The sequence below is a fragment of the uncultured Paracoccus sp. genome, assembly GCF_947496875.1.
Taxonomy (GTDB): Bacteria; Pseudomonadota; Alphaproteobacteria; order Rhodobacterales; family Rhodobacteraceae; genus Paracoccus.
The window spans coordinates 89,801-103,142 of sequence record NZ_CANMEH010000003.1 but is presented as its reverse complement, the minus strand read 5'-3'; the positions used below and the strand labels follow the sequence as shown (position 1 = coordinate 103,142).

Below are 13,342 nucleotides of genomic sequence, written 5' to 3'. Positions count from 1 at the left end.
GACGGGACCGCAGCCGATCGGTTGCCGGCACGGCAGCCCTATGCGGTGCCGTAGCGACGCTGCGCCTCGCGAAACGAGGTCAGCCGGTTCAGCTTTTCGTCCCACAGATGCAGGTTCACCGATCGCAGGCTCTCCCGCGGGGTCAGCCGCTGCGCCGCGGCCAGTTCGGCATGGTCGCGGAGGATCTCGGGCAGGCGGTAGAAAGGCACCCGGCTGTACAGATGGTGGACATGGTGGATGCCGATATTCGCGGACAGCCAGCGCAGCGGCCGCGGCAGCACGTAATGCGAGGACCCGGCCAGCGCCGCCTCGTGCAACTGCCAGGCGTCGTTTTCGGCCCAGTGCGTCTCCTCGAACTGGTGCTGGACATAGAACAGCCAGACACCGATCGTCGCGGCGATCACCGAGGTCGGAATGTAGATCAGCAGCACCGGCATCAGCCCGCCCAGCCAGATCATCAGCGCGAGAACGATGGCGATCGTGGCATTTGTCCCCATCGCCGAGATCCAGTAGCGCCAGCCCGAGGTCATCAGTCCCAGCGGCAGGCGGTTCTGCAGCAGGAACAGGTAGCTGGGCCCCAGGACGAACAGCACGACAGGGTGACGATAGAGCCGATAGAGCAGCCGGCCAAAACGTCCGCGGGCGCGGTACTCTGCCACCGTGAGCGTCAGAACGTCGCCGATGCCGCGCTGGTCGAGATTGCCGTGCTGCGCGTGATGGATCGAATGCGTTCGCCGCCACACGTCATAGGGGGTCAGCGTCAGCACCCCCAGGCAGCGACCGACCCAGTCCTGCGCCCTGCGGCTGTGAAAGAACGAGGCGTGACCGCAATCATGCTGGATGCAGAAGATGCGGACCAGAAACAGCCCGTTCAGGATCGCGATGGCGAGTGTCAGCCAATAGCTGATCGACATGGACGCCCAGGCCAGCACCCACAGCAGCGCAAATGGCACTAGTGTGACGACAAGTTCGAAAATGCTGCGGCGCGTGGACGGTTCGCGATATCGTGCCAGGATACGGACCCAGTCCTTGGCTTCACGGACCTGCGGAGTTTGTGTGTGGTCGGAAGATGTCAACAGCACGCCTCGACGTTCAGCCGGATACGCCCACCGGCCCGCACGGCGTTTTCATGTTCGCCCCATATAGGTGGGGCGCAGAGGCCCGGCAAGGCGGAGCGTTCCGAGACATCCCGCCATCCCGGCCACCTTTACGTCAGCGGCGGGGTGGGCAGGATAACGAGTTCGTGGACGTCCACGCCCGGGGGCTGTTCGAGCGCATAGATCACGCTGCGGGCCACGTCGCCGGGCCGCAGCGCATCGGGCTTGGCCGCGTCGAAGAAGGGCGTGTCCACCATCCCCGGCTCAATCAGTGTGACGCGAACACCGGTGCCGCGCAGCTCCTCGCGCAGCCCGTAGCCGATCGCCGACACTGCCCATTTGGTGGCGGCATACATCGACCCCGCCAGCACCCGGCGCCCGGCGATGGAACTGGTGATCAGCACGTGTCCCCGCGCCGCCTTCACGTGCTCCAGCGTGGCACGCAGCGTGTAGGCCACGCCAAGGATGTTGACGTCGACCATCCGCCGCCAGCTCTCCGGCGGGGCGCCGGAAAAGCCGCCAGGTTCGCCCCCGGTCCCGGCATTGGCGAAGACCGCGTCGATACGGCCGAAGCGCTCAAGGGCTGCGGCTGCCATCCGCTGCTGGTCGTCCCAATCGGAAACGTCGCATGCGATGGCGCAGGCGCGATCAGGGCCCAGTTCGGCGACGAGGTCGTTCAGCTTGTCGAGCGACCGGGCAGCGAGGGCGAGTCGCCAGCCCCTTGCGGCCGCGGCCCGCGCCGTTTCGGCGCCGATACCGCTCGATGCGCCGGTGATCAGCAGGACGCCTGGCTCGGTCTCGGTCATTGGTTTCCCCCCTCAGCACGCCGTCACTAGACCACGATCGGATGCGATTGGCGACACGGAGTCGAGCAGATCTGATCGGCAGCGGTGGGCGACACCGGAAAGGGCGACGGCGTTATGGCTATTCATGGTATAAGGTGTACTGTGGGCAGTCGGTCTGATGGAGACCGCTTTGGAAGGACTTCGATCATGGCCAAGGGCATGAACAAGCGGCGCGATGAAAAGAAGCCGAAGAAGGTGACGCCGAAAGTGATCGCTGCGGCACCCAGCACGAAGAACATCGTTGCCGACACCGTGGCAAAGGCAAAAAGCCGGTAACGCCATTCTCGGGTTGGCCATTGCCGATCCGGGACCACGACATCGGCGCGTGGGCATTGCGGACGGCCACGCAAGGCCGTTGAATGCCCACGCGCCGATTCCGCGCGCATCTGTGTTGGCTGTTGACGGCACGGGTGCGGCCGGTGTCCGGCCCCTTGCCCAGATCTCACGAACCGTTGTCATGCAGAATACCCGAGCGGGCCATGCGACAGCCCCGACAGTTCTCGTCGAGGCGCCCCGGGGCAGCTGCACCAGGTCACATGATCGGTCCGATCGCGCCACTATCGGCAGGGTTGAGTTGATGCCCCGCATCGGGCATGCCCGAGATGTGTCAAAGCGCGGCTCCCCTCGATGACAGCAAGCGACCTCGCGTCCGGTGCCACGCCTGTCCGCATCGCGGTGACGGATGAGCGGATCTCGATCGCGGGCGATCTGTCGGTGGAGGCGGTGAGCCGGATCGACCGGACGGCCCTCCTCCGCGACGGCCGCGGCGCCGCAGTCCTGGACATCACGCAGGTGCATCGGCTGGATGCATCCGGGGCGTGGCTGCTGGTCGAACTGGAACGTCGCCTGTCCACGGCGCAGCGGCAGGTCGATCTTCTGGGGTACAGTGACGCGCAAGGGCAGTTGCTGGAAACCGTCCGACGCAACCTGCCGACGGAGGCCCCGAAGAAGAAACCGGAGCCGGGCCTGACCGACCGGCTGGAGGCACTGGGGCGCGGCACCGCGGGCGCGGTTCAGGTAGCCATCGCCCTGACGGGGTTTCTGGGGCAGGTCATCGCAGCGCTGGTCGCCGCATTGCTGCGGCCCAGCCGGCTGCGGCTGACCTCGGTCGTGCATCACATGCAGGAGGTGGGCTGGAAGGCGATCCCCATCGTCGCCCTGATGGCGTTCCTGATCGGGGTGGTGCTGGCATTCCAGGGGGCGGCCCAGCTGCGCCAGTTCGGGGCCGAGGTGTTCGTGGTCGACCTGATCGCGATCTCGGTCCTGCGCGAACTCGGCATCCTGCTGACGGCAATCATCGTCGCAGGCCGGTCCGGCTCGGCATTCACCGCCGCCATCGGGTCGATGAAGATGCGCGAGGAGATCGACGCAATGCGGACACTCGGGCTGGATCCGGTCGTGGTTCTCGTGGTGCCGCGCGTGCTGGCGCTGATCCTGATGCTGCCGGTCCTCGGCTTCATCGCCGACATTTCGGGATTGATCGGCGGGGCGATCATGTCCTGGATCGAACTTGGCGTGTCGCCCGCGGTGTTCCGCACGCGGCTGGTCGCCAACACGGATGGCTGGCATTTCGGCGTCGGCATGATCAAGGCGCCGTTCTTCGCCCTGATCATCGGGATCATCGGCTGCTACGAGGGGATGATGGTCGAAGGTCATGCGGAATCCCTGGGCCGGCTGACGTCGCTGTCGGTCGTGCTGTCGATCTTCATGGTCATCGTGGCCGACGCGATGTTCTCGATCTTCTTTGCGGTGGTGGGCGTATGACGGCGACCGACATGGCGCCGGATCAGCCGGTCATCCGGGTCCGCGGCCTCGTCAAGCGGTTCGGCGATCACGCGGTGCATGACGGCGTGAACCTGGACGTCATGCGGGGCGAGGTGATCGGCATCGTCGGCGGCTCCGGCACCGGCAAGTCGGTCCTGCTGCGCCAGATCGTCGGCCTGCTGAAACCGGACGCCGGCACCATCGAGGTGCTGGGGCAGAGCGTTCGCGACACCCCCGAGGCGCAGTATCGACGCCTGCGCCGCCGTTGGGGCGTCATGTTCCAGGATGGGGCGCTGTTCTCCTCCCTGACGGTGCGCCAGAACGTCGAGGCGCCGATGCGCGAGCAGATGGACCTGGCCGAGGACCTGCGCGTCACCCTGGCGGCGCTCAAGGTCCGCATGGTCGGCCTGCCCGACGACGCGCAGCACAAGTACCCGGCCGAGCTGTCCGGCGGCATGCGCAAGCGCGCCGGCTTTGCCCGCGCCATCGCGCTGGATCCCGAGATCGTGTTCCTGGACGAGCCGACTGCCGGACTGGACCCGATCGGGGCCGCCGCGTTCGACACGCTGATCCGCCAGTTGCAGGCCGCGCTCGGCCTGACGGTGTTCCTGGTGACCCACGATCTGGACTCGCTCTACGCGATCTGCGACCGGGTGGCGGTGCTGGCCGACGCCCGGGTCCTCGCCGTTGGCACGCTGGCGGACATGCAGCAGGTCGATCACCCGTGGGTGCGCGAATATTTCAACGGTCCCCGGGCCCGTGCAGCTGCCGCAACAGCTTCCGCCCGTCCGACTGAACCCGCCGAGGAGCCGTGATGGAAACCCGCGCGAATTTCATCCTGATCGGCCTCTTCACGCTGCTGGGGATCCTCGGAATGCTGGGATTCTTCATCTGGCTGGCGAACGTGCAGCTTGAACGGCAATACCGTCTCTATGGCATCCTGTTCGAAGATGTGTCGGGGCTGGATGCATCGGGCGACGTGCTGTTCAACGGCATCCCGGTGGGCAGCGTCATCGGACTGCAGATCTTCGATGAGGATCCGGCCAAGGTCCTCGCCACCATCGAGATCGACGCGACCACCCCGGTGCGAGAAAATACCGTGGCGCAGCTGATGTCGCAGGGCGTTACCGGTGTGGCCTACATCTCCCTGTCCGGTGGCCCGGGCGACGCCCCTCCCCTGACGGCCGCCGAAGGCGAGTTGCCGATCATCCCCTCGCGCCGCTCGACCGTGCAGGGTCTGGTCGAGGACGCGCCGGACCTTATGGCACAGGCGAACGCGCTTCTGGGCCAGCTTCAGGAGCTGGTCAGCGCCGAGAACCGCACGCATGTCACCGGCATCCTGCGCAACGTCGAAGCTTCGTCGGCCAATCTCGACGCAGCCCTGACCGAGTTCTCCGACGTGGCGCGGACCGTACGCGATGCCTCCGATCAGATCGCCAGCTTTACCGCCCGTCTGGACAGCATCGGTGAGTCGGTCACCACGACCCTGTCGAACACAGACACCGCGCTGAACTCGGCAGCCGGGGCCTTCGACGAGGTTAAAGTCACGGTCGAGGCCGCCCGGCCGGCGATCGGCAGCGCGGCGAAGGCGTTCGACAGCGCTGCGGTGCTGATGCGCGACCGGGTTCCCGCAATTGCCGACCAACTGGCCCAGACCCTCGGCGCCCTCGACACCGCGGTCAGGGACGTTGCCGCGGGCTCCACCGCCGCGCTGGACGGGTTCGGCCAGACGGCAGAGCTGCTGAACAGCCGGCTGGTCGAAGTCGAGCGGACCGTCGATGCCGCGGACACGGCGTTTGCTGCGGTGACCGAAGCATCGGACTCGCTCAAGACGCTCACCACAGGCGACGCCGCACAACTGGTCGCGGACGCGCGCGAGGCACTCGCCGGGATCGGGCCCGCGCTCACGGCCATCCAGACCACGGCAGAGCGTGATCTGCCCGCGGTGGTGGCCCACATCCGGGCCGCGGTCACCGCGGGATCCGAGGCGATCGACCGCGTGGCGGCCGACCTGACCGGCTTCACACAGGGTCTGGCGCCACTGACCACCGACGCGCAGGCGGCGATTGCCGGGGCGACGCAACTCCTCGACCGCGCGGGCACCACCCTGTCGGCGATGGAACGGTCGCTGTCGCTGGCGGACGGCGCCCTGACGGGGGCCACGACGGCGTTCGAGACAGCGAATGCGCTGATGGACACCGATCTTGCGCCGGTGCTGGGGGACATCCGCTCGGCCTCGGCCAGCATCGATGCGGCCGCAACCCAGCTGGCGACGGACCTGCCCGCGATCACCACCGATCTGCGGGCGCTGATCGCGCGCGGCGACACGGTCATGGGGCAGTTGCAGGAAGCCGTTGCCGCCACCGGCCCGGGGCTCAGCAACTTCGCCACCACGGGCCTGCCCGAACTGTCACGGCTCGGGGCCGAGGCGCGCGGTCTGGTGCGCGCCCTCAGCGATGTTGTACGCAGTCTCGAGCGTGATCCGGCGCGGTTCCTGCTGCAGGACCGGGTTCCCGAGTATCGGAGATGAGATGATGACGATCCGGCACCTGTCCCGCCGTGCGGCCCTGCTGGGCGCCGTCGCTTCGCTGTCGGGCTGCAGCGCCCTGTCCGCGCTGAGCGGTTCAAGGACGGCGCTGGACACGTTCGATCTGGCGCCCGCGTCGGGTACCGTGACAGGCAGCCGATCCTCCCGCACGCTGGTGGTGGCCCGGCCCGAGGCACCGGCGGCCATCGCCACGGACCGCATCCTCGTCAGGCCGGACCCCCGCTCGGTCACCTACCTGCCCGGCGCCCGGTGGAGCGACGACGTGCCGCTGCTGCTGCAATCCCTGCTGATCCGATCCGTCGCAGGGACCGGGCGCATCGGCTATGTCGGCCAGGTCGAGAACGGGCCGCTGGCCGAACGCGTGCTGCTGGCGCGGATCGACGCCTTCCAGATCGAGGCGGACCCGGCACGCAATCTCATCGCGCGCGTGGACATGGAACTGTTCCTGCTGAACGACGTGGATCAGACCCTGATCGCCTCCCGCCGCGTCGCGGGCTCTGCCCCGGCCGCCAGCGACAGCGCGCCTGCGGTGGTCGCAGCCATCCAGGCGGTGATGGACGAGCTGCTGCCGGCGATCGCAGATTGGGTGGTCCGAAGCTGATTGCAGGTGACTAACGGGGCAGTGACACTCCACCGATCTGATTGCGCGTCGTAGGAACCACATGGACCGTCTGGAGTCCCATCGGATGTTCATCGCGGTGCTGGAGGCACGCAGCTTCACCGGCGCCGCAGACCGCCTTGGCACCAGCTCGGGCCAGGCCTCCAAGCTCGTCTCGCGGCTCGAGGCCGAGCTTGGCGTGCGGCTTTTCGATCGGACCACGCGCTCCGTCGCGCCGACCGAAGCCGGCCAGGCCTATTACGAGCGGCTGCGACCAATCATCGAGGAGTTCGACAACCTCGACCTGGCGATCCGCGACAGCTCGCAGAGGCCGCGCGGGCGGCTGCGGCTCACCGCGCCGCTGACCTTCGGCGGGCTGGAACTGACACCCGTGCTCAACGACTTCGCCCTTCGCTTCCCCGACATCGAGCTCGACGTCAACTTCTCCGACCGGGTGATCAGCCTGGTCGACGAGGGGTTCGACATGGCCATCCGGGTGGGACGACCCGACGATTCCAGCCTGATCGCCCGCAAGCTGTGCGAGGTCCGCATCGTCGTGGTCGGCGCACAATCCTATCTGGAGGGCAGCGGCACGCCCGTGGCTCCGGATGACCTGACGCATCACGACTGCATCATCGACACGAACTTCCGCGACCCGAACCGCTGGCTGTTCCACGTCGATGCAGCAGAGCGGGCAGTCCCGGTGCACGGGCGCATCCGTTATTCCAACGCCGAGGCCTGCCTGCGCGCGGCAGAGGCAGGGCTCGGGCTGGCCTGCGTGCCGGCCTTCGTCGCCGGCGAGGCGCTCCGGTCGAGGCGCGTGGTCCGGCTGCTGGCGGAATTCGAGCCGGCCCCCAACGGCGTTCACGCACTCTACCCGCATAACCGCCACCTTGCGGCCAAGGTCCGGGCGCTTGTCGATTACCTGGCCGAGCGGTATCGCGGCGCTCCGCCATGGGAGGCGGGCTGGTAGGACCGATCTGCCCGTCAGGCCGCTCGAGAGCGACGACCGGGACGATGCGGAGCTTGCGAATTCAACGGTTTTCGTGCAGTCGCGCACCGAACGAATGGGGACACGACAATGACGCTTGCACTCAACGACGCCCGGCAGATGGCCGAAGCCTGCCTGAAGATCGGCGGGGACATGGGGCTGAAGCCGCTGACCGTCGCGGTGATCGACAGCGCCGGCGCGCTGACATGCCTGCTGCGCCAGGACGGCACCAGCCTGCTGCGACCCGAGATCGCGCAGGGCAAGGCAAAGGGTGCGATCGCGCTGGGGATGGGCTCGCGGGCGATCTTCGAGCGCGCCAAGGACCAGCCCTATTTCATCCAGTCAATGAACGCCCTGACCGGCGGCGCCCTGGTACCCGTGCCGGGCGGGGTTTTGATCCGGAAGGACGGCGAGATCGTCGGGGCGATCGGGATCACCGGCGACACCTCCGACAATGACGAGGCATGCGCGATCCGGGCCATCGAGGCGGCCGGCTTCACCGCCGACGCAGGCTGAGCGCCAGGCGGGCAGCGCTTGAGCGCTGCCCAAACCGGCGGCAGATCCGTCTACTCGGCGGCCATGCCGGGCGCGGGGATGTCGTCCAGGACCGCCAGCGCCGCATCCACCCCGCCATCCTGGTGGGGCACGCCGGCCCGGCGCAGGCCCAGTTCGACACCGGTCAGGGTACCGGCCAGGGTCAGGTCGTTCATGTCGCCCAGATGGCCGATCCGGAACACCTTGTCCGCGACCTTCGACAGCCCGTTGCCCAGCGAGATGTCATAGTGCCGCAGCGCCGTGGCGCGGAACGCATCGGCGCTGTGCCCCTCGGGCATCATCACCGCCGTCAGCACGCCGCTCTCCTGCCCCTGCTGGCGGCACAGCACCTCCAGCCCCCAGTGCCGGACGGCGGCGCGGGTGGCGGCGCCATGCCGCTGGTGCCGCGCAAAGACGTTGTCCAGCCCCTCGTCGCGCAACATTTCGATCGCCACGTTCAGGCCGAACAGCATGTTGGTCGCCGGGGTATAGGGAAAATATCCGGTCGGATTGATCGCCTTCATCTCGCGCCAGTCCCAGTAGGACCGCGGCATGCCGCCACGCTGCGACGCCTCCATCGCCCTGGCGCTGACCGCGTTGAACGACAAACCGGGCGGCAGCATCAGCCCCTTCTGCGACCCGGACACCGCCACGTCGACGCCCCACTCGTCAAAGCGGAAGTCGATCGATGCGAGGCCAGAGATCGTGTCGACCATCAGCAGCGCCGGGTGGCCGGCAGCATCGATCGCCTGCCGGACCTGCGCGATCGGCGACACCGACCCGGTCGAGGTTTCGTTGTGCACGACGCAGACCGCCTTGATCTCGTGCGCCCGGTCCTCGCGCAAGCGCCGCTCGATCGCATCCGGATCGGCGCCCGACCGCCAGTCGCCCTCGATGAATTCCGCTTTCAGGCCAAGCTTCTCGGCCATCTTCTTCCACAACGCCGCGAAATGTCCGGTTTCGTACATCAGCACCCGGTCGCCCTGGGAAAGGACGTTGACCAGCGCCGCTTCCCACGCGCCGGTGCCCGAGGCAGGGTAGATGAACACGTCCTGCGCGGTCTTGAACACCCACTTCATCCCGTCCAGCGCCCGGGTGCCGACCTCGGCGAAGTCCGGGCCGCGATGGTCGATCACCTGGGCCGAGATGGCACGCAGCACCCGATCGGGCACCGGACTCGGCCCGGGAATCTGCAGGAAATGGCGTCCGGCTCGGTGTGTCATCCGTTGTTCCTCCTGCGACACGCGGCCGCTCCGTCATCCACATTTAATTTTGCATTATGTATCCACTTCCACTATCTGGAAGTCAACATGGACGGGGGGCGCGGGATGCTGGACCAGGCTTTGCGGCAGGATTTTCAGGGCGAGGTCCTGTTCGACGCGTTCTCGCGCGGCCGGTATTCCACGGATGCATCCTTCTACCAGATCGTGCCCGAAGGCGTGGCGATCCCCCGGGGGCGCGCGGATGTCGAGATTGCCTTGGCCGCCGCCCGTGCCGCTTGCGTCCCCGTGACGGGCCGCGGCGGCGGCACATCCCAGTGCGGCCAGACGGTCAACTCGGGCCTGATCCTGGACAATTCGGTCCACTTCAACCGCATCCTGGAGCTGGACCCCGAGAACCGCCGCGTCGTGGTCGAGCCGGGGATCGTGCTGGACGATCTGAACCGGGCGCTCAAGCCGCACGGGCTGTGGTTCCCGGTCGACGTCTCGACCGCCTCGCGGGCCACGATCGGCGGGATGGCCGCGAACAACTCCTGCGGCGGGCGGTCCCTGCGCTACGGCACCATGCGCGACAATGTCCTGTCCATCGAGGCGATCATGACCGATGGCACGGTGGCCACCTTCGGACCGGTCGGCACCCCGGGCGGGCCGCCGCAGCCGATGGTCGACCAGCTGCTGGCGCTGGGGCGCGACAATGCGGACCTGATCGACGCGCGCATCCCCAAGCTGACCCGCCGGGTCGGGGGCTACAACATCGACGCGCTTGTGCCCGGTGACCGCCCCGTCAACCTGGCGCATCTGCTGGTCGGCAGCGAAGGCACGCTGGCCTATTTCACGAAAATCGAGCTGCGGCTGTGGCCGGTGCTCGGCCGCCGGGTGTTGGGAGTCTGCCACTTTCCCAGCTTCTACCAGGCGATGCGGGCGACCCAGCATCTCGTGGCGGTGAACCCCATCGCCGTCGAACTGGTCGACAGCACGATGATCGGCCTCGCCCGGCAGATCCCCCTGTTCCGCAGCACCGTCGAGCAGTTCGTCCGCGGCACACCCGCGGCGCTGCTGCTGGTCGAGTTCGACGAAGGCGACGACGCGGCCAACGCCGAAAAGCTGCAGGCGCTCGAACGGCAGATGAACGGGCTGGGATTCGACTGGTCGCATGAGGGCGACGGCTGGGGCGGAGTCGTGCCGGTGACGGACCAGCGCCTGCAGACCCAGATCGCAGAGGTCCGCAAGTCCGGCCTGAACATCATGATGTCCATGAAGCAGGAAGGGAAACCCGTCTCCTTCGTCGAGGATTGCGCCGTCGAACTGCCCGACCTTGCCGAGTACACGCGTGAACTGACCGAGGTGTTCGAACGGCACGGCACCAAGGGAACGTGGTACGCCCACGCCTCGGTCGGCTGCCTGCACGTGCGCCCGGTGCTGAACCTCAAGCTGGACGGCGACGTCAAGCGGATGCGCGCCATCGCCGAAGAGGCCTTTGCGCTGGTCGCAAGGTACAAGGGATCCCATTCCGGCGAGCATGGCGACGGGATCGTGCGCTCGGAATTCCACGACCGCATGTTCGGGACCGAGATCACGGCGCTGTTCCGGCAGGTCAAGGACCTGTTCGATCCCCAGCGCCGCTTCAATCCCGGCAAGATCGTCGACGCCCCGCGGATGGACGACCGCAGCCTGTTCCGGTTCTCCCCGGACTACGCGGTCAAGCCGCTCAGGACCCGGTTCGACTGGTCGGCCTGGCCGGGCGAGGGCGGCGGGTTCCAGGGCGCCGTCGAGATGTGCAACAACAACGGCGCCTGCCGCAAGCTGGCGGGCGGCACGATGTGCCCGTCCTACCGGGTGACCCGCAACGAACGCGACGTGACGCGCGGCCGGGCCAACACGCTGCGTCTTGCCATCTCGGGCCAGCTCGGCCCCGACGCGCTGGCCTCCGACGAGATGATGGAGACGCTGAAGCTGTGCGTGTCCTGCAAGGGCTGCAAGCGGGAATGCCCCACCGGCGTCGACATGGCCCGGATGAAGATCGAGGTGCTGGCCGCCCGCGCCGACCGGGCCGGCCTGTCGCTGCATGACCGGCTGGTGGCCTTTCTGCCCGATTACGCGCCCCTCGCCTCGCGCCTGCACTGGGCGGTCAACCTGCGCAACCGGGTGCCCCTGCTGGCCCGCATGATGCAGGGGGCGACCGGGTTCTCGGCCAGGCGGCCCCTGCCCGTCTGGTCGGTGCGGCCGTTCCGCGACGACGAATGTGGCGATCCGGCCGACGCCGATGTCGTGCTGTTCGCCGATCCCTTCAACCGCTATTTCGAGCCCGAGAACCTGCGCGCCGCGGTCCGCGTGCTGAATGCCGCCGGTAAGGCCGTGACGGTGGCCCGCCCCGCCGGCGGCGGCCGGCCGCTGCATTGCGGCCGCACCTACCTGTCGGCCGGCCTGGTCGACCGGGCCCGGACCGAGGCGCGCCGGTTGATGGACGCGCTGCTGCCGCATGTGGAGGCGGGCCGCACCATTGTCGGGCTGGAACCATCCAGCCTGCTGACGCTGCGCGACGAGATCCCGGCTCTGCTGCCCGGCGACGACACGCTACGCGTCGCCGTCGCGGCCCGGATGTTCGAGGAGTACATCGCCGACGAACATGACGCAGGACGGCTTCCCATCGCCTTCCGCTCGCCCGCTGCCCGGGTCCTGCTGCATGGCCACTGCCACCAGAAAGCGATGGACGTGATGCCCGCGATCCACAAGGCGTTGGCGCTGCTGCCCGATACCGCGGTAGAGATGGTCGAGACGAGCTGCTGCGGCATGGCCGGAGCGTTCGGCTATGGGGTGGACACCGAGGAGATCTCGCGCCGGATGGGAGAGTTGAGCCTGTTTCCCGCCATCCGGGCCGAGGCGTCCGAGACGATCATCGTGGCCGACGGAACCTCGTGCCGCCACCAGATCGCCGACGGAACCGGACGCGCCGCCCTCCACGTCGCCCGGTTGCTTGACCTCGCCCTGCCCGACCGAGAGACGAGCGGGGGACCGGTCCGATGAGCCTGTCGGTGAAATCCCGAACCCCGCTGCGGCGCAAGTCGCTGCACGAGGAACTGACCCAGGCGCTGCAGGAACTCATCATTCGCGGCGACCTGCAGCCGGGCAAGAAGGTGCCGGAAAAGGATCTCTGCGCCCTTTACGGCGTGTCCCGCACACCGCTGCGCGAGGCGCTGAAGGTGCTGGCCATGGACGGGCTGGTCCGGCTGGAACCCAACCACGGCGCCTGGGTCAGCCAGATCACCATCGAAGATCTGGACGAGGTCTTTCCGGTCATGGCCGCGCTCGAGGCGCTGGCCGGCGAGCTGGCGTGCCGGAACATCACCGACGACGAGGTGCGGGCGATCCGGGTCCTGCATGACCGGATGGTCGCGCATTACGAGGCGCACGAGCTGGACGGGTATTTCGCGACCAACCAGCAGATTCACGAAGCCATCCTTGCCGCGGCACGCAACGCCACGCTGAGCGCGCAGTACCGGTCCCTGGCGGCCCGGGTGCGCCGCGCCCGCTACGTCGCCAACATGACCCCGGAACGCTGGGCGCGCGCCACCGAGGAGCACGAGGCGATCATGCGCTGTCTCGAGGATCGCAATGCCGAAGGGCTGTCGGCGATCCTCAAGCAGCATCTCAGGAACAAGCTTGAAACGGTGCGCGAATGGCTGTTGGCGCAACCGGCGGCCGATAACGGCTGACCAGCAACGCCGGCGGCCTGATCGATCCGGCC

Annotated in this window: 12 protein-coding genes; 9 read left to right on the top strand and 3 right to left on the bottom strand. The window is 67.9% G+C overall.

Translation table 11 applies throughout. The annotated features are described in order from the left end of the window. Window positions 1–38: 38 nt before the first annotated feature. Window positions 39–1,076: a fatty acid desaturase gene (locus Q0938_RS04910; protein ID WP_299359829.1), complete on the bottom strand. Its 1,038-nt coding sequence runs from the start codon at window positions 1,074–1,076 to the stop codon at window positions 39–41. A gap of 131 nt (window positions 1,077–1,207) precedes the next feature. Beyond that, window positions 1,208–1,903 (bottom strand): SDR family oxidoreductase, encoded by a 696-nt coding sequence (locus Q0938_RS04905; RefSeq protein WP_299359827.1) that lies wholly within the window; start codon window positions 1,901–1,903, stop codon window positions 1,208–1,210. A gap of 186 nt (window positions 1,904–2,089) precedes the next feature. Here Q0938_RS04905 and Q0938_RS04900 point away from each other — a divergent pair, with 186 nt between their 5' ends. The 7 genes from Q0938_RS04900 to Q0938_RS04870 all read left to right on the top strand — a co-directional run bounded on the left by Q0938_RS04900 (window position 2,090) and on the right by Q0938_RS04870 (window position 8,359). Then, window positions 2,090–2,218: a hypothetical protein gene (locus Q0938_RS04900; protein WP_299359824.1), complete on the top strand. Its 129-nt coding sequence runs from the start codon at window positions 2,090–2,092 to the stop codon at window positions 2,216–2,218. A gap of 351 nt (window positions 2,219–2,569) precedes the next feature. Continuing rightward, entirely contained in the window at window positions 2,570–3,706 is a 1,137-nt protein-coding gene (locus Q0938_RS04895) for an MlaE family lipid ABC transporter permease subunit (RefSeq protein WP_299359823.1), read from the top strand. Next, window positions 3,703–4,521 (top strand): ABC transporter ATP-binding protein, encoded by an 819-nt coding sequence (locus Q0938_RS04890; protein WP_299359821.1) that lies wholly within the window; start codon window positions 3,703–3,705, stop codon window positions 4,519–4,521. Before Q0938_RS04895 ends, Q0938_RS04890 begins: the two co-directional genes overlap by 4 nt. Beyond that, window positions 4,521–6,236 (top strand): MlaD family protein, encoded by a 1,716-nt coding sequence (locus tag Q0938_RS04885; protein ID WP_299359819.1) that lies wholly within the window; start codon window positions 4,521–4,523, stop codon window positions 6,234–6,236. Before Q0938_RS04890 ends, Q0938_RS04885 begins: the two co-directional genes overlap by 1 nt. Before the next feature lie 4 nt (window positions 6,237–6,240). Continuing rightward, window positions 6,241–6,855: an ABC-type transport auxiliary lipoprotein family protein gene (locus tag Q0938_RS04880; protein ID WP_299359816.1), complete on the top strand. Its 615-nt coding sequence runs from the start codon at window positions 6,241–6,243 to the stop codon at window positions 6,853–6,855. A gap of 61 nt (window positions 6,856–6,916) precedes the next feature. Continuing rightward, window positions 6,917–7,825 (top strand): LysR family transcriptional regulator, encoded by a 909-nt coding sequence (locus Q0938_RS04875; protein ID WP_299359813.1) that lies wholly within the window; start codon window positions 6,917–6,919, stop codon window positions 7,823–7,825. A gap of 108 nt (window positions 7,826–7,933) precedes the next feature. Further along, a complete protein-coding gene (locus Q0938_RS04870) occupies window positions 7,934–8,359 on the top strand; it encodes a heme-binding protein (RefSeq protein WP_299359810.1) in 426 nt (141 codons plus the stop codon). A gap of 50 nt (window positions 8,360–8,409) precedes the next feature. Here Q0938_RS04870 and Q0938_RS04865 read toward each other — a convergent pair whose 3' ends face one another. After that, on the bottom strand, window positions 8,410–9,600 hold the full coding sequence (locus Q0938_RS04865) for an aminotransferase class V-fold PLP-dependent enzyme (protein ID WP_299359808.1): 1,191 nt from the start codon (window positions 9,598–9,600) through the stop codon (window positions 8,410–8,412). A gap of 87 nt (window positions 9,601–9,687) precedes the next feature. Here Q0938_RS04865 and Q0938_RS04860 point away from each other — a divergent pair, with 87 nt between their 5' ends. Both Q0938_RS04860 and Q0938_RS04855 read left to right on the top strand, forming a co-directional pair. After that, window positions 9,688–12,621: an FAD-binding and (Fe-S)-binding domain-containing protein gene (locus Q0938_RS04860; protein ID WP_299359806.1), complete on the top strand. Its 2,934-nt coding sequence runs from the start codon at window positions 9,688–9,690 to the stop codon at window positions 12,619–12,621. After that, complete coding sequence (locus Q0938_RS04855; RefSeq protein WP_299359804.1) at window positions 12,618–13,310, top strand: GntR family transcriptional regulator; 693 nt, start codon at window positions 12,618–12,620, stop codon at window positions 13,308–13,310. The genes Q0938_RS04860 and Q0938_RS04855 overlap by 4 nt, the downstream gene beginning before the upstream one ends. Window positions 13,311–13,342: the final 32 nt, after the last annotated feature.

Coding starts and splice junctions, on each gene's coding strand:
- Q0938_RS04870 (WP_299359810.1), top strand. CDS start 7,934: ATGACGCTTGCACTCAACGACGCCCGGCAGATGGCCGAAGCCTGCCTG.
- Q0938_RS04895 (WP_299359823.1), top strand. CDS start 2,570: ATGACAGCAAGCGACCTCGCGTCCGGTGCCACGCCTGTCCGCATCGCG.
- Q0938_RS04905 (WP_299359827.1), bottom strand. CDS start 1,903: ATGACCGAGACCGAGCCAGGCGTCCTGCTGATCACCGGCGCATCGAGC.
- Q0938_RS04875 (WP_299359813.1), top strand. CDS start 6,917: ATGGACCGTCTGGAGTCCCATCGGATGTTCATCGCGGTGCTGGAGGCA.
- Q0938_RS04860 (WP_299359806.1), top strand. CDS start 9,688: ATGGACGGGGGGCGCGGGATGCTGGACCAGGCTTTGCGGCAGGATTTT.
- Q0938_RS04885 (WP_299359819.1), top strand. CDS start 4,521: ATGGAAACCCGCGCGAATTTCATCCTGATCGGCCTCTTCACGCTGCTG.
- Q0938_RS04880 (WP_299359816.1), top strand. CDS start 6,241: ATGACGATCCGGCACCTGTCCCGCCGTGCGGCCCTGCTGGGCGCCGTC.
- Q0938_RS04865 (WP_299359808.1), bottom strand. CDS start 9,600: ATGACACACCGAGCCGGACGCCATTTCCTGCAGATTCCCGGGCCGAGT.
- Q0938_RS04890 (WP_299359821.1), top strand. CDS start 3,703: ATGACGGCGACCGACATGGCGCCGGATCAGCCGGTCATCCGGGTCCGC.
- Q0938_RS04900 (WP_299359824.1), top strand. CDS start 2,090: ATGGCCAAGGGCATGAACAAGCGGCGCGATGAAAAGAAGCCGAAGAAG.
- Q0938_RS04855 (WP_299359804.1), top strand. CDS start 12,618: ATGAGCCTGTCGGTGAAATCCCGAACCCCGCTGCGGCGCAAGTCGCTG.